Genomic DNA, 25,973 nt, shown 5'->3' on the forward strand with positions numbered 1-25,973 from the left:
TCTTCGGTTGTCCTCACAAACCATCGATGATCAACGCGGTGGCCGTCCTCATGCCCACGCCACGCCCAACGCCGAAGGCAAGTGACGTTGGAGTATTAAGGGAGTTCGACAAGTTCTTCGCGCAGCATCGCCATCGCTACCCTGCGGTGAGGATGGAAGGCTGAAGGCGGACCCGGTCGCTGCCATCACACCCGCCCGCCGACGGCGTGGCGACGCTCCCTGCGGGATTGACCGGCGGCGCTATCGTGCCCGGGTGACCCGGACCCGCCTCACTGTCACCGCCCTACTGGCCGCTGCCGCCCTCACCGGCTGCGGCGGCAGCGCCGAATCCGCCGCGGCCCCGTCCAGTCCGTCTACTACCTCCGCGGCCCCAACGCCGTCGTCTACGACCGACGACCGGCGGGGATGCCGAGCCGTGATCGCCCTTGGCGACACCGACCCGACCGAGTTCCGCAATGCGGGCGCGCTCGCCGCCGAGTCCACCGTGCCCGGCATCAAGCAGGCCGGCATCGATCTGATCAACGCGGCCAACGACGCCGGCACGCTCCCCTGGCTCGACGCGAACATCGCCATGGACCGGGCGGCGCTCGCCGTGTTGGAGGCGTGCACTGACGAGTTCGGCGACGGGCCCTGGTAGACCGAGACGACGAAGTGGCCCCCCACCTCCCTGAACCAGGGCGCTTCGCTGCCGGGGCAGCAGGGACCGGTCGGCGAGGTGTTCGACTTCGGCTTGCCCGTTGAAGGTGATGTGCCAGGTGTGGAAGCGGAAGCCGATGCCCCAGCCGGGTCGCCAGTGCCAGTGGTTGCGGATGTGGGTGGCCGTGGGACTGCCATGGTCGCTCCAGGTTGTCAGGGGAGTTGGCGGGCTGCGCCGGTGGCGCAGAACTCGGTGATCGCTGCTTGGAGGCTGCGGGCTTCGCTGCTCGTGGGTAGCGACGGTGCTGGCGATGGTGCGGCCCACGTCGGGCATGCGATGGACTGGTGGATGGAGTCGCTGTTCGGGCGGCAGGGTGAGAACGGGGGAGAGGGCCGAGAGAGCGCCATCGAGGCTGTTGGCGTTGAGGTGTGCCGAGGCGGCCCAGATGCGGATTTGGGCGAGCGTGCCGTAGACGACTGAGGGGTCCGCTGTGGCTTTCGCGAGAGCGTGGTTCGCGTGTTCGGTGGCGCTGGCGGCCTCACCGATGCGGAGCAGCACTGCGCCGCGTAGTTGGGCTGGCGTACGGCAGCGCAGGCGAGCAGTCCGCGTCCGGAACCGTCCGGGGGAAATGGGCGTCTTATCCCGGACGGCGCAAGTTCGGTGCACACTGTCCGAGCAGGTGGTACGCGCCCAGCGGAGGAGGTTGACCATGAAAGCACGGACCTTGCTGCTGGCACTGGCGGCGCCGGCCGTCATGGCGCTGACGGCGTGCGGGCGACCGGCCGCCGGGCAATCCGCCGCCGGGCAGCCCGAACCGGTCGTATCTGACTGGCCGAATCAGGGGAGGCTCACCGACTGGGCGGCGGCCGTCGAGCGCGAGGGCCAGCAGAACCATCCTGAGGTGTACGCCGGTGTAGAAATCAACCTCGTCGCCGACGCGGTGATCGTGCACCGCGTACCCTCGGCCACGTTCGACGAGGCCGTACGCGGGTTGCTGCCGCCGGCCGCCATCGTTCGGTATATCGACGCCACGTACTCCGAGCGGCAACTCGCCGGTTGGGCAGCCGCGGTGGTCGCCGACACCGACTACTGGCGGGAGCGCGATGTCGAGTTGAACGCCGTCGGCGCCAAGCCCGGCAAGTGTGTCGAGGTCGGCGTCGATGACCCCGCCCGCGACGCCGCCTCGATCACCGCCCGATACCCGGCACGGCCGATCTGCGTGGAGCACGCCGGCAAGGCGGTACCTCTGACCGCCGTCGGGCAGGGCTGAGCCCACAACACACCACGTCGCCCTGGTGCTCGTTGACGAACGCCAGGGCGACGTGGTGACAGGTGCGGTGTGCCGGCCGACGTACGTCTACCAGCGCAGACTCGGCCGCCAAGCCAGCCGAAAGATAAGTGACGTTGGAGTATTAAGGACGGCGCGCCGGCTCACACCGTGCGCGCCGTCGGTCCTTTTGTTTTGTCGGCGCAACCAGCCCGGTCGGTCCCGGGATTCCCTGTCTCAGGCTCTGAGCCTGGCTAGCGACAGGTCGGCTACTCGATGGCAAGCAGCTTGAGGATCGCCGGTACGGGCACGAGGTACCGCCGGCCGACGCGCAGAAGGCGTACCGGGAATTCATTGGTCCTGGCCAGCTCGTAGGCCTTGGTACGCCCGATTCCCAGGATCGCTCCAGCGGTCTCCACGTCGGTGGTGACGCCGAGCTCCCGCACCGCCTCGATCGTCCAGACCTGGTCCAGCACCTGGCCCGGCTTGCGTCCGCCGGTTGTGGTCGTTGACATCGTCCGCCGCCCTCCCCTGAGGTCGTGAGCACGCCGATACCGGCGTCAGCTTTCACGATGCGATCACCCGGTTACTCGGCGCGTTGCCAAGTGAGAGCAACCGCCACGGTAACGGCAACGGCCACAGCCGCTGGCTACCGTGCCGATGCCCGAGCTGACTGTCCGGACGTCGGCTCCCTCACCGGAAACCTCCGCAGCCAGAAGTACTGCAATCGGGCGTGACCCAGCGCCTTCTTGCCTAGCTACCCCGCGGGCGACCAGGTCGCTGCGTCTCCGAGCACGGCCTCCATCAGCTCCGCGGCCTTGCGCTCGCTCTCCGGCAGCACGTGGGTGTAGACCTCACGCGTCGTGCGGCTGTCAGCGTGACCAAGCCGCCGCTGCATCACGTGCTCGGGAACACCGGCGTCAGCGCCGGTGGTAGCGGAGGTGTGCCGCGCGTCGTGCAGCGCGATCACCGGAACGCCGGCATCAGCGCACGCTTTCGCCCACTGGTCGGTGAAGTACTTCGGGTAGTACGGCTCTCCGTCCTCGCGGCAGAACAGGTAACTGCCGTCGTGGTACAGGACGCCGGCGTCGGCCTTCTCCACGGCTTGGCGCTCCTGGTGGGCGCGCAGCTCCGCTACCAGGGCCGGCCCGAGCGCCACCGCCCGCTTGCTCTTGCCCTTCGGCGCCTTCTCCACCACCCCGTTGCTGGTGGTGGTGCGTTGCCAGTGCAGCAGCAGAACGCCCCGGTCGAGGTCAACGCGCGGCCACTTCAGACCGGCCAGTTCCCCTCGTCTGGTACCGACGACTATCGCCAGCACCCACGCGGCACGCAGCCGATGGTCGGCGTGAAACTTGAGGAACTTCGCCGACTGCGCCGGCGTCCATACGCCTTTGCGCCCCATCGTCTCCCGCTCGGCCTGCCGGGGCTGCCTTACACCGTCGACGTTGACCCCGAGGTCGCCCAGGGCCTTCATCAGGATCCGGTGCACGATGCGGACGGTGGTCGGCGACAGCGGCCCACCGTTCTTGCCGCCACCCTTCAGAAGCTTCTTGTAGAGGTCGTGAATGACCCGCTTGTCGAGCGCGTAGAGCTGCCGCCCGCCAATGTGCGGGACCACGTAGCAGCGGATGACATCCCGGTAGTTGCTGAGCGTTGTTTCCTGGACGTCCAGCTCGCGCTCGTTGAGCCAGCTCTCCAGCTCCGCGGCGACGCTGCCGTCCGCGCCGAGGTCCGCTCCGCCGTAGGCGGCGCGCGCCTCCTGCTCCGCCTTGAGCGCGGCGGCCTGGTTGGGAAACCCTTGCCGCTTGTGCTGGCGGCGACCGTTCGCGTCAGGCGGGAGGTCGATGATGAAGAACCAGCGGGTCTGGCCGTTGGCGAGGCGGTAGCTGTAGACAGCCACGGGCTGCACCTCCGCAGTAACGGGATCGGGGGATGCAGCCCACGTTAAGCGATCTCCGTTACCGCCAGCGTTACCGCAAGATCACACATGATCTTCTATATCCGCTGGTGAATACCAGTCGGGACGGCCGGATTCGAACCGACGACCCCTTGACCCCCAGTCAAGTGCGCTACCAAGCTGCGCCACGTCCCGATGCCCCCGCGCGGATCTCCCCGCGACAGCCGGTACAGCTTAGCGCACGATCATCCCGTCGTCCGCACTGACCCCTCCCGCCCCCGAGCCGCGTCGTCCACCTCACCACCCGCAGAGCGTCCTAGGAGGATAGGTGGGGAATGGGAGCGGAAAATGCCGGATGGGAGCGGTGCTCCCATCCGGCATCAGGTCCGGCCAGGGTCAGCCGTGCGCCTTACCGCGGCCACCTGGGCCTAGCTTCTTGCGGGGGCGTACCGAGATCTCGATCGGGCTGCCCTCGAAGCCGAACTCCTCGCGCAGCTTGCGCTCGACGAAGCGCTGGTAGCCCGCGTCCAGCGGACCGGTGGTGAACAGCACGAAGCGCGGCGGGGCCACACCGGCCTGGGTGGCGAAGAGGATCTTCGGCGCCCGACCGCCGCGCACCGGGTGCGGGGTGGCCTGCACCAGGGCGGTCAGCCACGAGTTGAGCTGCGCCGTCGGCACCCGGGTCTCCCAGCTCGCCAGGGCCTTGCGCAGCGCCGGCGCGAGCTTGTCGACCGCCCGGCCGGTCCGCGCCGACAGGTTGAGCCGGATCGCCCACGGGATCCGGCGCAGCTCGCGCTCGATCTCCTTGTCCAGGTAGTACCGGCGGTCGGCGTCGACCAGGTCCCACTTGTTGAAGGCGATCACCAGCGCCCGGCCGGCCTCGGTGACCATGGACAGGATCCGCTGGTCCTGCTCGCTGATGACCTCGCTGGAGTCGAGCAGCACCACCGTGACCTCGGCGGCCTCGATCGCCGACGCGGTCCGCAGGCTGGCGTAGTATTCGGTGCCGCTGGCCTTGCCCACCCGCTTGCGTAGGCCCGCCGTGTCCACCAGCTGCCAGGTCTCCCCGCCGATCTCGACGAGGCTGTCCACCGGGTCCACCGTGGTGCCCGCCACCGAGTCCACGACCGCCCGCTCCTCGCCCGAGAAGCGGTTCAGCAGGCTGGACTTGCCGACGTTCGGCCGGCCGACGAGGGCCACCCGGCGCGGGCCGCGCGGGCGGTGCTCGACGATCTTCGGGGCCTCCGGCAGCGCGTCCATGATGGCGTCGAGCAGATCGCCCGAGCCGCGGCCGTGCAGCGCCGACACCGCGTACGGCTCGCCGAGGCCGAGCGACCACAGCGAGGTCGCCTCCATCTCGATGGAGGTGTTGTCGGCCTTGTTCGCGACCAGGATCACCGGCTTGGCGCTGCGGCGCAGCATGCGTACCGCCGCCTCGTCCACATCGGTCGAGCCGACCATCGCGTCGACCACGAACAGCACCACGTCGGCCGTGGCGACCGCCGCCTCGGCCTGCGCCGCGATCGCGGCCGCCCGGTCCTTGGCGTCGGGCTCCCACCCGCCGGTGTCCACCACGGTGAACTGCCGGCCCGCCCACTGCGCGTCGTACGGGACGCGGTCCCGGGTCACCCCGGGGATGTCCTCGACGACCGCCTGCCGGCGGCCGATGATCCGGTTGACCAGGGTCGACTTGCCCACGTTGGGACGGCCGACCACGGCCACGACCGGCTGCGGGCCGGTCACTTCCTCGGTGTCGACGTCCGGCTCCCGCAGCTCCACCCAACCGTCTGCGTCGGTCATGCCACTCCCCGCTCGGTCAGCAGGTCACGCAGCCGCGCGACGACCTCGTCGATGCCCAACTCGGTCGTGTCCAGCATCACGGCGTCGGCGGCCTGCGCCAGCGGGTCGGCCTTGCGGGTCGAGTCGAGCCGGTCCCGCCGGGCCAGGTCGGCCGCGGTGGCCGCCACGTCGGTGGCGTCCTCGGCGCTGCGCCGGGCGGCCCGGGCCGCCTCGGAGGCGGTGAGGTAGACCTTCAGGTCGGCGTCCGGCGCCACCACGGACCCGATGTCGCGGCCCTCGACCACGATCCGGCCGGCGTGGGCGATCATCTCGCGCTGCCGGGTGACCAGCAGCGCGCGCACCGCCGGCACGGCGGCCACGGCGGAGACCGCCCCGGTGACCTCCGGGCCGCGGATCTCGGCGTCGACGGTCACGCCGTCGGCGGTCACGCCGTACCCCGTGGGGTCGGTGCCGATGCGCAGGTCCACCTCGCCGGCGACCTTGGCCACCGACTCGGTGTCGGTCAGGTCGACACCGGAGCGCAGCACGGCCCAGGTGATGGCCCGGTACATGGCGCCGGTGTCGAGGTAGCGAGCACCGAGGCCGACGGCGAGCCGCCGCGAGACGGTGGACTTACCCGAACCGGACGGCCCGTCCACAGCGACCACGCAGCGCCCGGCCCGTACGTTTTCCTCCACCGTTGTCCTCCTCAGCCCGTACCCCACGAAACGCCCACCGCGTCCCGCGAGCGGTTTCCACACGTCCTCAATCATGCCCGGCGGCGCGCGAGGTCGCCGCCGGCCGCCGGGCCGCCACGGAGCCTACCGGCAGCCGTACCCGCGAGCCGGCCGGTCAGTCACCCACGGCCTTGAACAGGGCGGCGACCTCCGCGTTGGTCAGCCGCCGGGTGCGCCCGGCGCGCAGGTCACCCAGCCGGATCGGCCCGATGGCGGTACGCACCAGCCGGCTCACCGGGTGGCCCACCTCGGCGAGCAGCCGCCGGACGATGTGCTTGCGCCCCTCGTGCAGGCTCAGCTCCACCTGGGCGGTCCTGCCCAGGGTGTCCACCACCCGGAAGGAGTCGACCTTCGCCGGGCCGTCCTCCAGCTCCACGCCGGCCGTCAGCCGCTTGCCGAGGTTGCGCGGGATCGGCCCGGACACCTCGCAGAGGTAGGTCTTCTGCACCCCGTACGACGGGTGCATCAGCTTGTGCGCGAGAGTGCCGTCGTTGGTGAGCAGCAGCAGGCCCTCGCTGTCGGCGTCGAGCCGCCCGACGTGGTAGACCCGCTGCTCCACCCGGTTGCCGAGGAAGTCGGCGAGCGCCGTCCGCCCCTTCTCGTCGGCCATGGTGGAGACGACCCCGCGCGGCTTGTTCATGGCCAGGTAGACCAGGCGGGTGTCGGCGACGAGGCGCTCGCCGTCGACGTGGATGACGGCGGTGGCCGGATCGACCTTGTCGCCGAGCTGGGCGACCCGCCCGTTGACGGTGACCCGGCGGCGGAAGATCAGGTCCTCGCAGGCGCGCCGGGAGCCCACGCCGGCGGCGGCCAGCACCTTCTGGAGGCGCTCGGCCCCCTCGAAGACGGGCGCGTCGGGGCGGGGGGTGCGGTCATCGCGTGGCATCGGCAAGCTCTTCTACGTCGTCGGGAAGGAACGGGGCCAGCGGCGGGAGGTCGTCGACGCTGTTCAGCCCGAGCTTCTCCAGGAACATCGTGGTGGTCCGGTAGAGGAACGCCCCGCTGTCCGGTTCGGCGCCGCACTCCTCCACCAGCCCGCGGGAGACCAGGGTACGGATCACCCCGTCGCAGTTGACACCCCGGATGGCGGAGATCCGCGACCGGGTCACCGGCTGCTTGTAGGCGACCACGGCGAGTGTCTCCAGCGCGGCCTGGGTCAGCCGCACGGACTGCCCGTCCAGCACGAACCGTTCCACGTAGGTCGCGTATTCCGGGCGGGTGTAGAGACGCCAGCCACCCGCGGCCCGGCGCAGCTCGAAGCCGTGCCCGGCGGCGGTGTAGCCCGCGGCGATCTCGTCGAGCATCGGCCCGATCCGCTCGGCGGGCTGCTCCAGCACCTGGGCGAGCGTCAGCTCGCTGACCGGCTCGTCGACCACCAGCAGGATCGCCTCCAGCGCCCCGCGCAGCTCCGCGTCGTCGAGTTCCGGCGCCGGCGCGGGTGCCGGCGCCGCCCGCCGCCGCCCGGCCGGCTGCTTCGTCGGTACGCCCGCAACCGCGTCCCGTGCCGCGGTCTCCGCGTGCCCGGCGCCCTGTGCCGCCGGGTCAGGCCGCTCCGCGCCCTGTACCGCCGTCTCGCCCTGTTCGGCGCCCTGCTCCGCCGCGGCTGTCCGCTCCGCGCCTCGTTCCGCCGTCTCGCCCTGCTCGGTGCCCTCCCCCGCGGCGTCCCCGAGGGTCTGCCCCGTGCCGCCGACCGGCGCGGCGGGGACGTCGGAGGGATCCGGCACCTCCGGGGGCAGGTCGCTGCCAGGATCACCCGAAGGCGACTCGGCCGGCGGGGTGGGGCGCTGCCAGGGTGGGATCCAGGCGGCGGCCTGGTCCGCCAGGGAGTCCCGGCGCTCCTCGCTGCTCATCCGGTCTGCTCCTCCGTCGTCATCGCCGTCCCGTCCCCGCCCGCCGCCGCGCCCGCCCCGGCCTCGTGGACCGGCCCCGCCGCACTCGCGTCGGCGACCGGCGGGCCCGCGGGCGACGTCTGGTCCGCCGGTTCGGCGGGGGTGCCGGCGTACTCGTCGATGTACAGGTCCGGGCCGCCCTCGGCGGGGCCGGTCCAGCGTACGGTCAACTCCTCCAGGGCCTGCTCCTGGACGAAGGCGACCAGGCCCTCCCGGTAGAGCTCCAGCAGCGCCAGGAACCGGGCCACCACCTCCAGGGTGGCGTCGCAGTCGGCGCAGAGCAGCGAGAAGGTGGCGGTGCCGGCCCGGCGCAGCCGCTCGGTGATGATCGCCGCGTGCTCCCGGACGCTGACCCGGACCATGTGCACGTGGGCGATCGACACCTCCGGCACCGGCTTCGGCGTCATCGCCCTGATCGCCAGCTTCAGCAGCCGCTCCGGGCCGATGCCGAGCACCAGGTCCGGCAGGGCCTCGGCGTACCGGGGCTCCAGGGTGACCGCCCGGGGGTAGCGCCGGCCGCCGACCTCCTCCAGCGCGGCGATGTGCGCCGCCGCCTCCTTGTACGCCTTGTACTGCAGCAGCCGGGCGAAGAGCAGGTCCCGCGCCTCCAGCAGGGCGAGGTCCTCCTCGTCCTCGACCTCGGCGGCGGGCAGCAGCCGGGCGGCCTTGAGGTCGAGCAGGGTGGCGGCGATGAGCAGGAACTCGCTGGCCTCGTCCAGGTCCCACTGGTCGCCCATGGCCCGGATGTACGCGATGAACTCGTCGGTGACCCGGTGCAGCGCCACCTCGGTGACGTCGAGCTTGTGCTTGCCGATCAGCTGGAGCAGCAGGTCGAACGGGCCGGTGAAGTTGGCCAGCCGGACGGTGAAGCCGCCGCTCTCCGCCGCCTCGGGCACGCCCCCGGGACCCGTCGGCACCTCGGCGGCCGGCACGGGCGGCTGCTCCGGCGTCTCGGGCGGATCGAGGGGTGGCGCGGTCACCGGAAGACCGTAGTCCACGCCCCGGACGCCTCGGCGCGAAGGTGCACCCCGGGCCTACCGCTCCGCCTGGGCGGCGATCACCTCGCGGGCGAGCTGGCGGTAGTTGCGGGCGCCGGACGAGGCCGGGTCGAGCGTGGTGATCGGGGCACCGGCGACGGTGGACTCGGGGAACTTGACGGTCTTGGTGATCACCGTCTGGTAGACCTTGTCGCCGAACGCCTCCACCACCCGCTGGAGCACCTGCCGGCAGTGGGTGGTGCGGCTGTCGTACATGGTGGCGAGGATGCCCTCGAGCTCCAGGTCGAAGTTGAGCCGCTCGCGCACCTTGTCGATGGTGTCCAGCAGCAGGGCGACACCGCGCAGGCTGAAGAACTCGCACTCCAGCGGGATAAGCACGCCGTGCGCGACGGTGAGCGCGTTGATCGCCAGCAGGCCCAGCGAGGGCTGGCAGTCGATCAGGATGTAGTCGTACTCCTTGCGGATCGACCGGAGCACCCGGGCCAGGGCCATCTCCCGGGCGACCTCGTTGACCAGCTGGATCTCGGCCGCGGAGAGGTCGATGTTGGCCGGCAGCAGGTGCAGCCCCGCCACGTCGGTCTTGATCAGGACGTCCTCGGCGGTGACGTCGTCCTGCATGAGGAGGTTGTAGACCGACAGGTCGAGGTTGTGCGGGTTGACCCCCAGCCCGACCGAGAGGGCGCCCTGCGGGTCGAAGTCGACCAGCAGCACCTTGCGGCCGTATTCGGCCAGCGCGGCGCCCAGGTTGATGGTCGTGGTGGTCTTGCCGACGCCGCCCTTCTGGTTGGCCATCGCGATGATCCGGGCCGGGCCGTGCCGGTCGGTCGGCATCGGCTCGGGGATCGGCTTGCGCATCGTGTAGGCCGCCGGATCCGCCGGGCCGAGATCCGCCCCGAGCGTGGCCTGCTGCTCGCGGAGCTCCGACGTCCAGGTCTCGGCACGGTCACCGTTGCCAGCCATGTCCTCGTTGCCCCCTCCCGACGACCACCCGGCGTCGGAGCCGTCCGACGTCCTGCGCGGCGCCGCTGCGCACCCCGTCTGCCTCGCCCCAGGAGGTCCGCGCCGATGCCGACTGTACGCCACCGGCCGACGGGCCGGTCGCACCCGCTCGGCGTGTCGCCGCCCCGCCGACCAGGCCACCCCCGGCGGACCGGCCGACGCCCACCGGCCGGACGGTCGACGGGTCAGCCGCGGGCCCGGGGATGGGCGGTGGCGTACACCTCGCGCAGCCGTTCCACGGTGACCAGCGTGTAGACCTGGGTGGTGGTCACCGAGGCGTGGCCGAGCAGCTCCTGCACCACCCGCACGTCCGCGCCGCCGTCGAGCAGGTGGGTGGCGTAGGAGTGACGCAGGGTGTGCGGGGAGACCGCCTGCGGCCCGTCCACCGGCAGGCCGGCCCGCTGGGCGGCGCGGCGCAGGATGGTCCAGGCCCCCTGGCGGGACAGCGCGCCGCCGCGGGCGTTGAGGAACACCGCCGGGGTGCCCCGGCCGGCGGCGGCCAGCCCGGGCCGGGCCCGCACCAGCCAGGCGCGCAGCGCCTCGACCGCGTACCCGCCGATGGGGACCAGCCGGGTGCGGCCGCCCTTGCCGCGCAGGACGACGGTGCCCTCGCCGACGTCGAGGTCGTCGACGGCCGCGCCGACCGCCTCGGAGATCCGCGCCCCGGTGCCGTACAGGAACTCCAGCAGCGCCCGGTCGCGCAGCGCGAGCGGCGCCCCGTCGCCGGTGGCGGTCACGGCGCCGGCGGTCTCCAGCAGCCGGACCACGTCGTCCACCGGCAGCGCGCGGGGCAGCCGGCGCGGCGGGGTGGGCGGCCGGACGTCGCGGCTGGGGTCGCCGCCGGCCAGCCCCTCGCGCAGCGCGAAGCGGTGCAGCCCGCGCACCGCGCTGGCCGCCCGCGCCGCGGACGAGACCGCCAGCGGCGGGTGCGCGTCGTCGCCGGCCCGCAGCCGGGACAGGTGCTCCTCGACCTGGCCGGGGCCGACCGCCGCCAGGTCCGGCACGCCGGCCGCCGCCAGGGTGGCCAGGTAGCGCTCCAGGTCCCGGCGGTACGACGAGAGCGTGTTCGCCGACAGTCCGCGTTCGACGGTGAGGTGGTCCAGGTAGCCGCGGACGGCACGGCGCAGGGCCGGCGCGGGCTCCGCGCCCGCGCCGGCCCCGTCCGGTGTGCCGGTCAGCCCGCCGCCCCTCAGGCCAGCGCGTCGGCCAGCGGCAGGGCCCGCATGCCGTGCGCCTCGGCGACCGGGCCGTAGGTGACCTGGCCGTCGTGGGTGTTCAGGCCCAGCGCCAGCGCCGGGTCGCGGCGCAGCGCCTCCCGCCAGCCGTGGTTGGCCAGCTCCAGGGCGTACGGCAGGGTGACGTTGGTCAGCGCGTAGGTGCTGGTGTGGGGCACGGCGCCCGGCATGTTCGCCACGCAGTAGAAGATCGACTCGTGGACCTTGTAGGTCGGGTCGGCGTGCGTGGTGGGACGCGAGTCCTCGAAGCAGCCGCCCTGGTCGATGGAGATGTCGACCAGCACGCTGCCCGGCTTCATCCGGGAGACCAACTCGTTGGAGATCAGGGTCGGGGCCTTCGCGCCGGGCACCAGCACCGCGCCGATGACCAGGTCCGCGTCGAGCACGGCCCGCTCGATCTCGTACGCGTTGGAGGCGACCGTCTGGAGGTGGCCGCGGTAGATGGCGTCGGCCTGGCGCAGCCGCGCGACGTTCTTGTCCAGCAGCAGCACCTCGGCCTGCAGGCCGAGCGCGATCGCGGCCGCGTTCATGCCGGAGACGCCGGCGCCGATGACCACGGTCTTCGCGGCGTACACGCCGGAGACGCCGCCCATCAGGATGCCCCGCCCGCCGCCCTGCGCTTGCAGGTGGTACGCGCCGACCTGCGGGGCGAGCCGGCCCGCCACCTCGGACATCGGGGCGAGCAGGGGCAGCGACCGGTCCGGCAGCTCCACCGTCTCGTAGGCGATGCCGGTCACCTTGCGGTCGAGCAGCGCATCGGTGCATTCCTTGGACGCGGCCAGGTGCAGGTAGGTGAAGAGCACCTGCCCCGCGCGCATCCGGTGGTATTCCTCGGCGACCGGCTCCTTGACCTTGAGCACCAGCTCGGCGGTGTCCCACACCTCGTCGGCGGTGGCCAGGATCTTGGCCCCGGCGGCGGCGAAGTCGTCGTCGCTGATGCTGGACCCGACCCCGGCACCGGCCTCGACGAAGACCTGGTGACCGCTGCGGACGAACTCGTTGATGCCCGCCGGCGTGATCGCCACGCGGTACTCGTGGTTCTTGACCTCGCGGGGGATTCCGACCTTCACGATGCAGACACCTCTCTCCGGGGCTGCTCTCCCCCGACTGCTCGGCGCCACGACGGCCCCTTTGCCGCCGCGGTCCACCGGTCCCGTCGGCGGCAGTCTAGGCGCGCCGCCGCCCGAAATGAGCCAGCACAGTGACATCCGGTGCCCGCCCACCCTGACGAAGTGTCAGGCGTCGACCCGGCCGACGGTGGGACGCCACCTCAGCCGTCAGGACAGTGTTCGTCCATTATCGTCCCATCCAGTGGGTCCCGCTGCGGACACGACGAGAGTGGATCACTAGGGTGTCGCCTCATGACCACACCTCCTTACCAGCCCGGGTACCCGGCGGGCGTTTCCGACAAGAGCAAGCTCGTCGCCGGTCTCCTCGGCATCTTCCTCGGCGGCTTCGGTGCCGGCCGGTTCTACATGGGCGACACCAAGACCGGTGTCCTCCAGCTCGTGGTGAGCCTTGTGACCTGCGGCTTCGGCAGCATCTGGGGCCTCATCGACGGCATCCTGATCCTCGTCAACGGTGGCGTCGACGGGCAGGGCCGGCCGCTGCGCGACTGACCCGACCGGAACGACGAAGGGGCCGTGCGGCGAACCGCACGGCCCCTTCCCGTGTACCGCGTCCGGCACGGCCGGCTCAGCGCGGCGGCGGCGTGTCCGCCCGACGCAGCGCCGACCAGCCGGCGTCGCGGCCCCGGGCCGCGGCGAGCAGCCCGGCCACGCAGGACGCGTTGGTGATCTCCCCCGCGAGGACCATGCCGACCGCCTCGTCCAGGTCGATCCGGACGACCTGGAGGTCGGCCTCCTCCTCGCTGCGCTCGTGGCGCCGCTCGGCCGGCACGTCGGTCAGGTCCCGGGCCAGGAACACCCGGACCAGCTCGTTGGTGAAACCCGGCGAGCTGTGCAGGTCGACCAGGACGTCGAGCCGCCCCGCGACGAGGTCGACCTCCTCGGCCAGCTCCCGGGCCGCGGCGGCGGCCAGGTCCTCGCCGGAGACGTCGGTCAGCCCGGCGGGCAGCTCCCACAGGTGCCGCCCGACGGGGTGGCGGTACTGGCGGATCAGCACCACCTGGCCGGCGGAGTCGAGCGCCACCACGGCCACCGCGCCGACGTGCCGGACGAAGTCCCGGACTCCCGTCCCGCCGCCCGGCATGGTCACCTCCTCGCTGACCACGTCGAAGATCCGGCCGCGGTAGCGCTCGGTGCGGGAGCGCACCTCGTAGCGGTGCTCGACGGCGCTGCTGTGCCCGGTGGCCTGCTCGCTCCGCTCGCTCACGAGGCCGACGCCGCCTTCGCGGCGGCGCCGCCGTTGCGGGCGGCCTTCTTCGCCGCCGCGTTCTCCGCCGCCTCCAGGTCCACCGGGAGCTGGTCGGCCTCGGAGTACGCCACGGCCGCCTTGACGAAGGAGGCGAACAGCGGGTGCGGCCGGGTCGGGCGGCTCTTCAGCTCCGGGTGCGCCTGGGTGGCCACGAAGAACGGGTGCAGGCCTCGGTCCAGCTCGATGAACTCGACCAGCCGGCCGTCCGGCGAGGTGCCGGAGAAGCGCAGGCCCGCCTTGGTGAGCTGGTCCCGGTAGGCGTTGTTCACCTCGTACCGGTGCCGGTGCCGCTCGCTGATCTCGGTGCTGCCGTACGCCTCGGCGACCAGCGAGCCCTCGGCCAGCTTCGCCGGGTACGCCCCGAGCCGCATCGTGCCGCCCAGGTCGCCCCTGCCGGCGACGATGTCCTCCTGGTCGGCCATGGTGGCGATGACCGGGTGCTTCGCCTCCTCGTCGAACTCCAGCGAGTTGGCGCCCTCCAGGCCGGCCAGGTGCCGAGCCACCTCGATGGTCATGCACTGCAGGCCGAGGCAGAGGCCGAGCAGCGGGATGCCGTTCTCCCGGGCGTACCGGGCGGTGCCGATCTTGCCCTCGATGCCGCGCACCCCGAAGCCGCCCGGGATGACGATGCCGTCGACGCCGGCCAGGGCGGCCGCGGCGCCGGTCGGGGTGACGCACTCGTCGCTGGGCACCCAGCGCAGCTGCACCCGGGCCCGGTGGCCGAAGCCGGCGGCCCGGATCGCCTCGCTCACCGACAGGTACGCGTCGGGCAGGTCGACGTACTTGCCGACCACGGCGACGGTGACGGTGTGCCGAGGCTGGTGCACCCGGTCCAGCAGGTCGTCCCAGCTGGCCCAGTCCACGTCGCGGAAGGAGAGGCCGAGCCGGCGCACCACGTACGCGTCGAGGCCCTCCCGGTGCAGCACCTTGGGGATGTCGTAGATGCTCGGCGCGTCCGGGGCGGCGGTGACCGCCTCGCGGTCGACGTCGCAGTAGAGCGACAGCTTCTGCTTGACCTTGTCGGGGATCTCCCGGTCGCAGCGCAGCACCAGCGCGTCGGGCTGGATGCCGATGCTGCGCAGCTGGGCCACCGAGTGCTGGGTCGGCTTGGTCTTCAGCTCCCCCGACGGCGCCAGATACGGCACCAGCGAGACGTGCAGGTAGAAGCAGTTGTCCCGACCCAGGTCGTGGCGGACCTGCCGGATCGCCTCCAGGAACGGCAGCGACTCGATGTCGCCGACCGTGCCGCCGACCTCGGTGATCACGACGTCCGGCACCTGGCCGTCGTCGTCCGGGTCGGCCATGGCCAGGATCCGCGACTTGATCTCGTTGGTGATGTGCGGGATGACCTGGACGGTGTCGCCCAGGTACTCGCCGCGCCGCTCCTTCGCGATCACGTCCGAGTAGATCTGGCCGGTGGTGACGTTCGCCTTCCCGGAGAGTGCCCGGTCCAGGAAGCGCTCGTAGTGCCCGACGTCGAGGTCGGTCTCGGCGCCGTCCTCGGTCACGAAGACCTCGCCGTGCTGGAACGGGTTCATCGTCCCCGGGTCGACGTTGAGGTAGGGGTCGAGCTTCTGCATGACCACGCGCAGGCCGCGCGCGGTGAGCAGGTTGCCGAGGCTGGAGGCGGTGAGGCCCTTACCCAGCGAGGAGGCGACGCCCCCGGTGACGAAAATGTGCCTGGTCGTCCGTGCTGAAGGGGCCAAGGCCTGCTCCCGTGTCGTCTGTCGCGGTCGTGCAGACCGCCGTGCCGATCAGCAAAGTGATCACGCGATCCACGGGATTCCACGGTAACACCTCACCCGACCCCGCCGCCCGGCGCACCCGTACCGGCCGTCCGGGTGTCGCCGGCCCGCTCAGGAGGCCGTGACCTCGGTCGATGGCCGGCCGGCCGGCGCGTCCGGCCCGGCGACCGGATCCGCGGTGCTCGCCCCGGCGCCCGCCGCCTCCGGCCCGTCCGGGCCGCCGTCGTCCGGGCCGCCGTCGTCCGATCCCCCGCCGCCGCCCGGCCCGTCGCCGGCCCCGCCCGGCCCGCCGTCGCTCTGGCGGGCCGCGTCGGGCTGGGTGCGGTCGGTCGAGTGGTCGAGCACCCGCAACGCGGCCAGCGCCGCCATCGGCACCACCAGGGCGCCGGCCGCGCCGGCCACGTCCAGGGCGTCGCCGCCCAGCACCCCGCCGATCACCGCGGCGACGGCGGTGCCGGCCATCGCCGCCCGCATCGCCGGGTAGATGCCGAACAGCCGCATCAGCCCGCCCCACGGCTGGAGCAGGGCGAACCAGACCAGCAGGGCGCCGGCCAGGGCCAGCACGGTCAGCGGGCTGTTGACCAGGGTGTCGAAGTTGGCGGTGCTGGAGCGGTGCACGGTGAGCCCGCCGGTGCCGTCGCCGACGGCGGCCAGGAAGCGGCCGAGGCTGCCCCGCTCGGCGGCGGGCCGGCGCAGGTCCAGCACCGCGAAGCCGATGGTCAGCGCCAGCCCGGCCATGGTCGCCCAGGCCAGCCGGCTGATCGTCAGCCAGCCGCCGGCGCTGATCGCGGCAGCGACGCTCAGCCCGGCGGTCAGCGCGATCGCGCCGACCGGGTCGGACCCCAGGTACGGGCTGCCGACGACCACCACGGCCGCGCCGCCGACGACCACCATGACGGTCGGCCGCCAGGACCGGCGGACCCGCTGGGCCAGCCACCCCGCGCTCAGCAGGGCGCCGGCCAGGAACACGCCGAGCCCGACGGTGCCCAGCCCGGCGTACCGGCCGCCCTCCAGGGCCGAGTAGCCGACCACCCCGTTGAGCTGGAGGCGGGCGCCGGTGAGCACGTCCACCCCGACGGCCAGCGCGGTCAGCCCCGCCACCGCGCCGAGCGGGCCGAGGGTGCTCGCGTACCCCGGTGCCAGCCGGACCACCGCGGTCGCGGCGACCAGCAGCAGCACGGTCACCCCGGCGAAGTAGACGCCGGCGTGGTCGCCGCGCCACCACGGCACCGCGTCGGCGAGCAGGGCCGCCGGCACGGCCAGGGCGGCCCCGATCAGCAGCAGCTCGACGACCGACACGACCCGCCGCGACACCGGCTCCGGGCCGTACGGGCCGGCGTGCCGGCGGGCCCGGCGCAGCAACGGCAGCACCGCCACCGCCAGGACCACCTGGACGCCGGCGAGCAGGGCGAAGAACCAGTCCGCCACCCGCCGTTGGGCGGCCGCCTCCCGGTCGGCGTCGGCAGGCTGCGCGATCGCGGTGGCCAGGTCCGCCGGCCGCCCGGCGACCGATTCGGCCGGCCGACCGAGGAAGAGCCGCTCGGGCATCGGCCGGCCCAGCGCGGTGAGCGCGGTCGGTGCGAGGTCGACCAGTTGCAGGTAGCCCTCCCGGCCGGTGCTGGCCGAGGTGAGCCACCCGCGCTCCCAGCCCGGCCCGTCGGCGACGGCCACGTGCAGCCGGGACGGCACCTCGGTGTCGGACACCCCGGCGACGATCACCAGCGAGCGGGGCGGCCGGGCGGCGAGCACCCGGGCCAGCCGGGCGTCGGCCTCCCGGGCCGCCGCGGCCCGGGCCGCCGGGTCCTCGCCGGCGACCGTGCCGAGGTCGACGATGCTCAGCACGCACGAGCCGAGCAGCTCGGCGGGGTCCTCGGGCAGGGCGGCGGCGTACCGGTCGACCCGGCCGAACGGCCGGGCGGCGGCCACCGCCGCACCGGGCCCGACCGCCACCGAGCAGCGCACCGACTCCGACAGCGCGCCGGGCACCGCGCCCCACGGCAGCCGCTCCTGGTTGTGCAGGACGACGCTCTCCTGGTCGGGCAGGTTCGCGCCGATACCGTCGGGTTGCTCCACGGTCACCGCCGTCGGGGGGCAGCCCCCGACCTGCCGGCTGCCGTTCCAGGCGGCGAAGCTGCCCGCCCCGAGGGTCAGCCAGCCGTCCACGGGGCAGGTCGGCCGATGCGCGGAGCGCACCGAGAGGGAGCCGATGGAGCCGTCGCGGGCCATCCGCCACAGCGTCGGGGTGGTCTGCGGGTCGACGTCCTCCCAGCGCAGCCCGGCCACCCCGGCGAGCACGACGAAGTCGGCGGTGCGCTCCGGCGCCTCCCGGTCCGGCCGGGCGGTCAGCGCCGCGATGCCGAGCGCCACCACGACCAGGGTCAGCAGGGCCGGGGCGAGTCTGCGCAACATCACCGGCGTCCCGTCGACGGGGCGTGACCGTCACGTCCGGGTTCGGCGGGCCCGCCGTCGGCGCCGGGGGCCGCGGATACTGCCGCGTCCGGGGCCAGCTCGGCGTAGAGCGCCGCGAGCTGGGCGAGGGTGTCCGCCTCGGTGGGCCAGGTCGCGGCCCGGGCGGCGCCCCGCCGGCCCAGCTCGGCCCGACCGGCCTCGTCGTCGAGCAGGGCGCGCACGGCCGCGTCGACCGCGTCCACGTCCCCGGGCGGCACCAGCGCCGCGGCGTCGCCGACCAGCTCCGGCAGGCCGCCGACGGCGGTCGCCACCAGTGGTACGCCGGCCCGCATCGCCTCCTGCGCGAAGAGCTGGCGGGCCTCCCAGTCGCTGGTTACCAGCGCCAGGTCGGCCCCGGCGAGCAGGTCGGCCACGTCGGTGCGGTGCCCGAGCAGGGTCACCGGGGCCCGGGCGGCGGAGATCCGGGCGGCCAGCGGCAGGTAGGCCGGGCCGCTGCCGGCGATCACCACGACCGGCGCCGGGGTCCGGGTACGCCACCGGGCGGCCGCGTCGACCAGCACGTCGTACCGCTTCTGCGGGTGCAGCCGGCCGACCGAGAGGATCAGCTGCTGGCCCGGGCCGACGCCGAACTCGGCGCGGACGGCGGCCCGGCGGCGGCGCGGCGCGGGCAGCGCCGGCGCGGCGACCGGGGCGAGCCGGGCGTCCGTCGCGCCGAGCGCGGCGGCCCGCCCGACGAGGTCGGCGGAGGCGCCGAGGGCCACCCGGGCGCCCCGGGCGACGACCCGCTCGACGAGGCGGGACACGCCGCCGCGCAACCCGCCGGCGAGCACCGCGTTGTGCCAGGTGACCACGAGTGGCACGGCCGGCCGGGCGAGGACGGCGACCAGCCCGGCCCGCAGCCCGTGGGCGTGCAGCACGTCGACCGGCTCGGCGGCGAGGGCGCGGCGCAGCGCGCCCACGGCACGGGCGTCGGCAGGGGTCGGGCTGGCCGGGATCTCCACCGGCCGGAACCGGGCGCCGACGCCGGTGAAGTCGAACTGCTCCTGCGTCGCGGCGGGCCCACAGACCAGTACGGCGGCGCCCGCGGCGGTCAGCCCCTGGGCGAGGGAACGGACGTGCTGCCCGACCCCGCCGGTGCTGGAGGCGAGCAGCAGGGCCACGGTGCCGCGCCAGTTGGTGTCCGGTGTGGGTTCCGTCACCGGGACCACCCCCGCTCGTCGGTCGCCGCCGGCCGGTCACCCGTCCTGCACCCGCTCACCGGGACACCGTCTCCTTCCCGTCACCCCGTTCCGGGGGGATCTCGCCCTCACCCGTCCGTTCGGCGGGGGCCGCCGGCCCGCGCCGGCCCCGGCTCAGCCGCCGGAGCACCCCGGCCAGCAGCGGTCGCACGTCCCGCCGGTCGATCAGCCAGACGACGGCGAGGAACACGACGCCGACCAGGACTCCGGACAGCATGCCCTGCACGAGTGCGGCCGGTGTCGTCGGGGTGCCGTCGCCGGCCGCGTCCAGCCAGCGGGCGGCGGCCGCCCCGGCGAGCGCCGCCAGGGCACCGGCGAGCAGCCCGGCGGCGCCGGCCCGGCCGACGCCGGCGAGCGCGGCGGCCCCGGCCGAGCGCCGCACGGCGGCGAGCAGCAGGCCGCCGAGCAGCAGCATCCCGGCCGAGTTCGCCAGGGTGACCGCCAGCACCCGGTCCGCCACCGGGAGCAGGGCCGCCAGCGGCACCGCCGCCACCGGTACGGCCAGCCAGCCGGCGGTGATCGCCACGGTGGCGGGGCGGGTGTCGCCGCGGGCGTAGAGGGCCCGGGAGAGCACCGCGAAGAGGCCGTAACCGAGCAGCCCCGGGGCGAAGCCGGCGATCCCGGCGGCCGTGGACCCGGGATCGTCCGGGTAGAAGAACGAGGCGACCGGCGCGGCGGTGCCGACCAGGGCCGCCGCGCCGAGGCAGCTGAACAGCAGCACGCCGCGCGCGGTCGAGGAGAGCGTGCGCCGGTAGTCCCCGTCGTCCCCGGCGGCCGCCGCGGTCGCCAGCGTCGGGTACGCCGCCACGGCCAGCGGCACCGCCAGCACCGCCCAGGGCAGCAGGTACATGGTCTGGGCCAGGTTGAACACCTGCGGCGAGCCGGTCGGGCCGCCGGAGACCCGGTTGAGCAGCACCAGCAGCGCGATCTGCTGGGCGGTGACGGTGACGGCGCCGGCCAGCGCCAGCCCCTTCACCCGCGCCCGGGCGTCGGCGGGGAACGCGTATCCGGGGCGCAGCCGCAGCCCCAGCCGGCGCAGCGGGATCAGCAGCGACAGCGACAGCACCACCACGCCCGCCGTGGTGCCGCCCGACAGGATCAGCTCGCCGCCGCGGCTCACCTGCGCCACGCTCGCGCCACGTCCTTCGGCGCCGCCGAAGGCGAGGTAGACCACGATCACGGTGAGGCTGGACAGCAGCGGCGCGATCACCGGCCAGGCGAACCGGCGGTGCGCCTGGAGCACGCCGGTCAGCACGATGCCGATGCCGTAGAGCGGCAGCTGCGGGGCGAAGACCCGCAGCATCCGCGCGCCGGCGGCCACCTCCGCCTCGGAGCGCCCCTCGCTGATCAGCGACACGACCGGGTCGGCCGCCACCGCGACCAGCACGGCCAGCGGCACCAGCAGGGTGACCGTCCAGGTGAGCAAGGCGCCGGTGGTGGCGGCCACCGCGCGCCGGTCCCCGGCCGCGACCGGCCCGGCCAGCAGCGGTACGACCAGACTCGCCAGCGCGCCGCCCGCGACGATCTCGAAGATGATGTTCGGGACCGTGTTGGCGATCACGTACATGCCGCCGAGGTCGCTCTTCTGCACGACCCAGGTGAAGACGGCGGTGCGGCCGAACCCGGCGAGCCGGCTGAGCACGGTGAGGACGGCGATGAGCGCGGCTGCTCCGGCGACGCGGCCGGCGCCGGCGAGGGGTGCCGGGGTCGTCACGTCAGTCGGCGCGACGGCCCAGCGCGTCGAGTTCGCGCAGCCCGGGGGTGCGCTGGATGACCTGGGTGAAGCTGACCTTCTCGCTGGCCGCGGTGAGACCGGCGAGCACGGCGAGCAGCCCGGCCCGCCCGACCGGCCCGGTACGCGCGGCCAGCGCCACACCCAGCAGCGCGCCGAGCGCGTTCGCGCCGCTGTCGCCGAGCATCACGTCCTCGCCGAGGTCGTCGGGGAGCAGCCCGGCGGCGGCGCCGACCGCGCCCGCGGCGATCCCGCCGTGCGGGCCGCCGGCCAGCGGGGCGCCGAGCAGGATGCCGGACTTCAGCGCCCGGCCGGGTCGCAGGTCCAGCAGGTTCAGCAGGTTCGCGGTGCCGGCGATGACGCCCGCGCCGAGCAGCACGTCGACGCCCCGGCCCAGCGTGCCCTGCCGCTGGCGGCGGCGGTGCCCGGCGACCCGGGGGTCGGCGGCGAGCAGCGCGGCGGCGCCGAGCCCTGCCGCGCCCACCCCGACGACCTTGACGAGCCCGGCGGTGACCCGGCCCTCGCGCAGCGCGGCCAGGTGACCGGCGAAGCCCTTGGCCGCCTTCTGCTCCGGCCGCGCCCCCACCACGTCGTCGTAGAGCCCGACGGCCCCGGCGCCCACCCCGGCGACCAGGGCGGCGGCCCCCGAGGACGCGCTGGAGGCGCCGAACGCGCCCGCGCCGGCGGCCCCGGCGGCGAGCGCCGGCCCGGCGGCCAGGGTCACCGTGCGGCCGCGGAAGTTCGTCCGGTCCAGGGCGGGGCCGGCCGGCGAGGTGCGCACCTCGCGCAGCGCGTACCGGGCGGCGGCGGCGCCCGCCCCGGCGATCAACAGTCGACCGAGCAGACTCACGCGGCCCCCTCCCGCTCGTGCGTGCGGCTGGATCCGGACACCGGGGTACGTCGCTCGCTCACTGGGGCAGTCTAGGCAGCAGGGTGGCGTTGTCGCCGACGCCGTACTGCCCGGCCTTCTTCTCGGTCACCTGCTGCACCATCGCGAGGGCGGTGACGAGCTGGCCCTGGACGGTGTTGGCGTTGTCGACGGTGGAGATACTCTGCACCAGCACCGGGTCGCTGCGGACGGCCGCGACCAGGTTGCCGCCGGTCGAGCCGTTGCCGGCGACGACGATCGTCCCGGCGCGGTCGAACTGCTCGGCGACCTTGAGCACCGACTCGTCCTTCTTCGCCGAGTCCTTGTCCACGTACGGCTGCCCGCTGACCACGACGACGGCCTCCGCCGACGCGCTGACCCGCTCCTCGGTGGTCAGGTAGTTGGCGTTGGTGTACGCGGCCAGCACCGCCCGCCGGTCGGCCTCGGTGACCGGGGTGGCGCCGGGCGCCCGGTCCAGCAGGACGCTGGCCAGCAGCGCGCTGGACGTCTCCACCCCGTTGCCGTTGCCCGGCAGGTCGGCGGTCGGCGCGCTGGTGGGGCGCGCGGCGGTGACCGCCAGTTCCAGCAGGGCGTTGTTGTTGTCCGGATTGATGAACTTGTCCTGCAGGTCGATGCGACCCGTCATCTCGGCCCCGCCGAGCTGGAGCATCTTGACCACGCCCTCGGTGTGGTCCCGCCCGGTGGGCAGGGTGACCACCACCACCCGCTTGCCGGCGAGCTTGCCCGGCAGGAACAACTCCGCCATCTGGGCCGCGAAGTCCTCCTCCAGCTCCAGTTCCTTCTCCATGCTCTGGACCTGCTGGCGCATCAGCTGGTTGTCCTTGCGCAGCCCGTTGACGTTCTCCTTGAGCGAGTCGGCGACCGGGCCGTTCAGGGCGGCGGTGCCGACCACCAGACCGATCGCCAACGCGAGGAAGACCGCGGTCAGGGACACCACGTGGTACCGGAAGTTGATCACACCTGCAGCCTCTTGATCGGTCGGACGCTAGAAAAGCTGTTCAAGCTGGAACACGAAATTGTTCCACCACTCGGAAACCACACCCAAATACGCCTTGCCGACGGTGGAGACCGCCACGGCGGAGGCCATCGCCGCGATCGCGGAGAGCACCAGCAGCAGCAGCGAGGACCCGGAGATGCTCTGCCGGTAGAGGCGGCTCACACCCTTGGCGTCGACGAGCTTGCCGCCGACCTTGAGCCGGGTCAGGAACGTGGAGGCCATGCCGCCGCGGCCCTTGTCCAGGAACTCCACCAGCGTGGCGTGGGTGCCGACGGCGACCAGCAGCGAGGCGCCCTTCTCGTCGGCCAGCAGCATGGCCAGGTCCTCGCTGGTGGCCGCGGCCGGGAAGGTCACCGCCGGTACGCCGAGCCCGGTGACCCGGGCCAGGCCGGGCGCCCGCCCGTCCGGGTAGGCGTGCACGATCACCTCGGCGCCGCAGCGCAACACGTCGTCGGTGACCGAATCCATGTCACCGATGATCATGTCCGGCGTGTAGCCGGCCTCCACCAGCGCGTCCGCGCCGCCGTCGACGCCGATCAGCACCGGCTTGAACTCGCGGATGTAGGGGCGCAGCACGTCCAGGTCGGCCTTGTAGTCGTAGCCGCGCACCACGATCAGGCAGTGCCGCCCCTGGATCTCGGTCTGGATCTCCGGCACGCCGACGCCGTCGAGGAGCAGGGCGCGCTCCTGCTTGAGGTAGTCCATCGTGTTGGCGGCGAACGCCTCAAGCTGGACCGACAGGCCCTCCCGGGCGTCGGCCATCGCCTTGGCCACCGTCTCGGCGTCCTGGAGGCTGCCGTGCGCCACCGGCTCGTCGCCGACGTAGACGGTGTTGCCCTCGATCCGGACCGTGTCGCCCTCACGGATCCGCTCGAAGATCCCCTCCCCCAGGTCGTCGAGGAGCGGGATGCCGGCGCCGATCAGCACCTCCGGCCCGAGGTTGGGGTAGCGACCGGAGACCGACGGCTTCGCGTTGAGCACGGCGGCGACACCGACCGCGACGAGCGAGTCGGCGGCGACCCGGTCCACGTCGACGTGGTCGATGACCGCGATGTCACCGGGGCGGAGCCGGCCGACCAGGCGCTTCGTCCGGCGGTCCAGGCGCGCGGTGCCGAGGATTCTGCCCGGTTCCGCGTTCCGGGTCCGGCGCAACGTGGGTAGACGCATCGTGACCATCCTGGCATGTGAGGCAGGCATTTCTGTCGCGACATGCCTGAGCAGGGCCGCCTACCCAGGGAAGCACACTAGCGCGCAGGCCGGTGTGCCTGTGCTCACAATCGCCGCCCTCACGGACGCCTTTCCCGGGCCGCCACGGCGAGAAGCTCCTCGGCATGGGCGATACCCAGGTCGGAATCGGGCAAACCCGCGAGCATCCGGGCCAGCTCCCGGGCCCGCTCCGTGTCCTCCACCACGCGGACCCCGCTCGTGGTGACCGCTCCGCCCGTGTCCTTCGCCACCACCAGATGCCGGTCGGCGAACGCGGCGACCTGCGGCAGGTGGGTGACCACGAGCACCTGGTGACTGCGGGCCAGCCGGGCCAGCCGACGACCGATCTCCACCGCCGCCTGGCCACCGACCCCGGCGTCCACCTCGTCGAAGACCAGCGTGGGCGGCCCGCCCGAGCCGGCGAAGACGACCTCGATGGCGAGCATCACCCGGGACAGCTCACCGCCGGAGGCACCGCGCTGCAGCGGCAGCGCGGGCGCGCCGGGGTGGGCCAGCAGGCGCAGCTCGACCTCGTCGCCGCCGTCCGGGCCGACGCCGACCTCGGCGCCGTTGACCGGCAGGCTCGGCTCCGCCCGGCCGGCCGGCCGCGGCAGCACCGCCACCTCGATCCGGGCGTGCGGCATGGCCAGGCCGGCCAGCTCGACGGTGACCTGCTCCGCGAAGCGGGTCGCCGCCTCCTGCCGGGACGTCGACACCCGGCCGGCCAGGTCGGCCACCTCGCCGGCCAGCCGCGCCGACTCCCGCTCCAGCTCGTCGAGGAGCTCGTCGGAGGTGTCCAGGTCGGACAGCCGGGTGCGGGCCCGTTCCGCCCAGGCGATCACGCCGTCGACGTCGTCGGCGTACTTCCGGGTCAGGGCGCGCAGCGCCGCCCGGCGCTCGTAGAGGGCCTGCAACCGGGCCGGGTCGGCGTCGAGCGCGGCGAGGTAGGCCGACAGCTCGGCGGAGACGTCCGCCACCAGCGTCGCCGCCTCCTCCAGCCGCCCCGCCAGCTCGCCGAGCGCCAGATCCGTGCCGGCCTGCGCCTCGAGGGTGCGCCGGGCGGTGCCGAGCAGCGCCGTGGCGTCAGGGGTCTCGTCGGCCGCCTCCACGCCGCCGGCCACGCACTGGTGGGCCATCTGCGCCGCGGTGCGCAGCCCCTCGGCGTGCTCCAGCCGCTGCGCCTCCGCCTTCAGCTCGTCGTCCTCGCCGGGCTGCGGGTCGACCCGGGTGATCTCGTCCAGGCCGAGCCGCAGCAGGTCGGCCTCCTGGCTGCGCTCGCGGGCGTTGCGCCGCCGGTCGGCCAGGTCGTCGACCACGGCGCGCCAGCGGGCGTACGCCTCGCGCAGCGCGTCGAGCAGCTTCTCGTGCTCCGGGCCGGCGAACCGGTCCAGCGCGGCCCGCTGCTCGGCCGGACGCAGCAGCCGCAGCTGGTCGGACTGGCCGTGCACGGCGACCACCTGCTCGCCCACCTCGCCGAGCATGGCCACCGGCATGCTGCGCCCGCCCAGGTGCGCCCGGGACCGACCCTCCACCGTGACCGTGCGACTGAGCAGCACCGAACCGTCCTCGTCGGGCTCGCCGCCGGCGTCGACGACCCGGGTGTGCACGGCGGCGGCGACCCGGCCGTCGAGCCGCAGCCGCCCCTCGACCACCGCCCGGCCGGGCTGGGCCCGGACCCGCCCCGCGTCGGCACGGCCACCGAAGAGCAGGCCGAGGCCGGTGACCACCATCGTCTTGCCCGCACCGGTCTCGCCGGTGATGACGTTCATGCCGCCGGTCAACGGCAGCGTGGTGTCCTCGATGACGCCCAGTCCGGTGATGCGCAGCTCTTCCAGCACAGCAACCGACAGTAGACGCGGCCCCCGACAGTTGACCAGCCGGCGCGGGCGTACCGGGACGTCGCGCCCCGCCCCACCACCGGCCGGGGCGCCCCGGTGAGACCG

At 73.8% G+C, this 25,973-nt stretch carries 22 protein-coding genes and 1 tRNA gene; 3 read left to right on the forward strand and 20 right to left on the reverse strand.

The window, feature by feature from the left end; all coding sequences use genetic code 11:
- Positions 1-415 precede the first annotated feature (415 nt).
- Positions 416-637 (forward strand): hypothetical protein, encoded by a 222-nt coding sequence (locus tag ACZ6Q9_RS32810; protein ID WP_357457086.1) that lies wholly within the window; start codon positions 416-418, stop codon positions 635-637.
- 709 nt (positions 638-1,346) lie between these two features.
- The gene (locus ACZ6Q9_RS32815; RefSeq protein ID WP_393459949.1) at positions 1,347-1,907 is read left to right on the forward strand and encodes a hypothetical protein; all 561 of its coding nucleotides are present in this window, start codon (positions 1,347-1,349) and stop codon (positions 1,905-1,907) included.
- A 266-nt stretch (positions 1,908-2,173) separates the two neighbouring features.
- Here the strand turns inward: ACZ6Q9_RS32815 and ACZ6Q9_RS32820 are convergent, their stop codons facing one another.
- The 11 genes from ACZ6Q9_RS32820 to ald form a co-directional block, all read right to left on the reverse strand.
- Positions 2,174-2,419 (reverse strand): helix-turn-helix domain-containing protein, encoded by a 246-nt coding sequence (locus ACZ6Q9_RS32820; RefSeq protein WP_393459946.1) that lies wholly within the window; start codon positions 2,417-2,419, stop codon positions 2,174-2,176.
- 242 nt (positions 2,420-2,661) lie between these two features.
- The gene (locus ACZ6Q9_RS32825; protein ID WP_396831174.1) at positions 2,662-3,804 is read right to left on the reverse strand and encodes a tyrosine-type recombinase/integrase; all 1,143 of its coding nucleotides are present in this window, start codon (positions 3,802-3,804) and stop codon (positions 2,662-2,664) included.
- 118 nt (positions 3,805-3,922) lie between these two features.
- Positions 3,923-3,996, reverse strand: a tRNA-Pro gene (locus tag ACZ6Q9_RS32830).
- Between the two features lie 201 nt (positions 3,997-4,197).
- Complete coding sequence (gene der, locus ACZ6Q9_RS32835) at positions 4,198-5,601, reverse strand: ribosome biogenesis GTPase Der (protein WP_396831175.1); 1,404 nt, start codon at positions 5,599-5,601, stop codon at positions 4,198-4,200.
- Entirely contained in the window at positions 5,598-6,278 is a 681-nt protein-coding gene (gene cmk, locus ACZ6Q9_RS32840; protein ID WP_393270066.1) for a (d)CMP kinase, read from the reverse strand. The genes der and cmk overlap by 4 nt, the downstream gene beginning before the upstream one ends.
- A gap of 154 nt (positions 6,279-6,432) precedes the next feature.
- Positions 6,433-7,203, reverse strand: coding sequence for a pseudouridine synthase (locus ACZ6Q9_RS32845; protein ID WP_393306768.1), 771 nt, complete (start codon positions 7,201-7,203; stop codon positions 6,433-6,435).
- A complete protein-coding gene (gene scpB / locus ACZ6Q9_RS32850) occupies positions 7,190-8,167 on the reverse strand; it encodes an SMC-Scp complex subunit ScpB (RefSeq protein WP_393459934.1) in 978 nt (325 codons plus the stop codon). Before scpB ends, ACZ6Q9_RS32845 begins: the two co-directional genes overlap by 14 nt.
- Positions 8,164-9,186: a segregation and condensation protein A gene (locus ACZ6Q9_RS32855; RefSeq protein ID WP_396831176.1), complete on the reverse strand. Its 1,023-nt coding sequence runs from the start codon at positions 9,184-9,186 to the stop codon at positions 8,164-8,166. The genes scpB and ACZ6Q9_RS32855 overlap by 4 nt, the downstream gene beginning before the upstream one ends.
- A 54-nt stretch (positions 9,187-9,240) precedes the next feature.
- The gene (locus tag ACZ6Q9_RS32860) at positions 9,241-10,164 is read right to left on the reverse strand and encodes a ParA family protein (RefSeq protein ID WP_036375269.1); all 924 of its coding nucleotides are present in this window, start codon (positions 10,162-10,164) and stop codon (positions 9,241-9,243) included.
- A gap of 224 nt (positions 10,165-10,388) precedes the next feature.
- Positions 10,389-11,381, reverse strand: a complete 993-nt coding sequence (locus ACZ6Q9_RS32865; protein ID WP_396831189.1) for a site-specific tyrosine recombinase XerD — start codon at positions 11,379-11,381, stop codon at positions 10,389-10,391.
- Positions 11,382-11,392: 11 nt separating this feature from the next.
- Positions 11,393-12,508 (reverse strand): alanine dehydrogenase, encoded by a 1,116-nt coding sequence (ald, locus tag ACZ6Q9_RS32870; protein ID WP_393270079.1) that lies wholly within the window; start codon positions 12,506-12,508, stop codon positions 11,393-11,395.
- A 291-nt stretch (positions 12,509-12,799) separates the two neighbouring features.
- Between ald and ACZ6Q9_RS32875 the strand changes: the two genes are divergently transcribed.
- Positions 12,800-13,057 carry a TM2 domain-containing protein gene (locus tag ACZ6Q9_RS32875; protein WP_393459925.1) on the forward strand — a complete coding sequence of 86 codons (258 nt, stop codon included), beginning with the start codon at positions 12,800-12,802 and terminating at the stop codon, positions 13,055-13,057.
- Positions 13,058-13,133: 76 nt separating this feature from the next.
- Here ACZ6Q9_RS32875 and ACZ6Q9_RS32880 read toward each other — a convergent pair whose 3' ends face one another.
- The 9 genes from ACZ6Q9_RS32880 to recN all read right to left on the reverse strand — a co-directional run bounded on the left by ACZ6Q9_RS32880 (position 13,134) and on the right by recN (position 25,868).
- Entirely contained in the window at positions 13,134-13,772 is a 639-nt protein-coding gene (locus ACZ6Q9_RS32880) for an NUDIX domain-containing protein (RefSeq protein ID WP_396831178.1), read from the reverse strand.
- Positions 13,769-15,520, reverse strand: a complete 1,752-nt coding sequence (locus ACZ6Q9_RS32885; protein WP_393270087.1) for a CTP synthase — start codon at positions 15,518-15,520, stop codon at positions 13,769-13,771. Before ACZ6Q9_RS32885 ends, ACZ6Q9_RS32880 begins: the two co-directional genes overlap by 4 nt.
- 150 nt (positions 15,521-15,670) lie before the next feature.
- Complete coding sequence (locus tag ACZ6Q9_RS32890) at positions 15,671-17,968, reverse strand: hypothetical protein (RefSeq protein ID WP_396831180.1); 2,298 nt, start codon at positions 17,966-17,968, stop codon at positions 15,671-15,673.
- The gene (locus ACZ6Q9_RS32895; protein WP_396831181.1) at positions 17,968-19,167 is read right to left on the reverse strand and encodes a glycosyltransferase family 4 protein; all 1,200 of its coding nucleotides are present in this window, start codon (positions 19,165-19,167) and stop codon (positions 17,968-17,970) included. Before ACZ6Q9_RS32895 ends, ACZ6Q9_RS32890 begins: the two co-directional genes overlap by 1 nt.
- A 55-nt stretch (positions 19,168-19,222) precedes the next feature.
- Positions 19,223-20,920, reverse strand: a complete 1,698-nt coding sequence (gene murJ, locus ACZ6Q9_RS32900; RefSeq protein ID WP_393270095.1) for a murein biosynthesis integral membrane protein MurJ — start codon at positions 20,918-20,920, stop codon at positions 19,223-19,225.
- A 1-nt stretch (position 20,921) separates the two neighbouring features.
- The gene (locus ACZ6Q9_RS32905) at positions 20,922-21,788 is read right to left on the reverse strand and encodes a hypothetical protein (RefSeq protein WP_393270098.1); all 867 of its coding nucleotides are present in this window, start codon (positions 21,786-21,788) and stop codon (positions 20,922-20,924) included.
- Between the two features lie 58 nt (positions 21,789-21,846).
- Positions 21,847-22,785, reverse strand: a complete 939-nt coding sequence (locus ACZ6Q9_RS32910) for a copper transporter (RefSeq protein WP_393459910.1) — start codon at positions 22,783-22,785, stop codon at positions 21,847-21,849.
- A gap of 27 nt (positions 22,786-22,812) precedes the next feature.
- Positions 22,813-23,991: a putative cytokinetic ring protein SteA gene (steA, locus tag ACZ6Q9_RS32915; RefSeq protein WP_350712376.1), complete on the reverse strand. Its 1,179-nt coding sequence runs from the start codon at positions 23,989-23,991 to the stop codon at positions 22,813-22,815.
- Positions 23,992-24,110: 119 nt separating this feature from the next.
- The gene (gene recN / locus ACZ6Q9_RS32920) at positions 24,111-25,868 is read right to left on the reverse strand and encodes a DNA repair protein RecN (RefSeq protein WP_396831183.1); all 1,758 of its coding nucleotides are present in this window, start codon (positions 25,866-25,868) and stop codon (positions 24,111-24,113) included.
- Positions 25,869-25,973: the final 105 nt, after the last annotated feature.

The sequence above is a fragment of the Micromonospora sp. NPDC049139 genome (genome assembly GCF_055586845.1).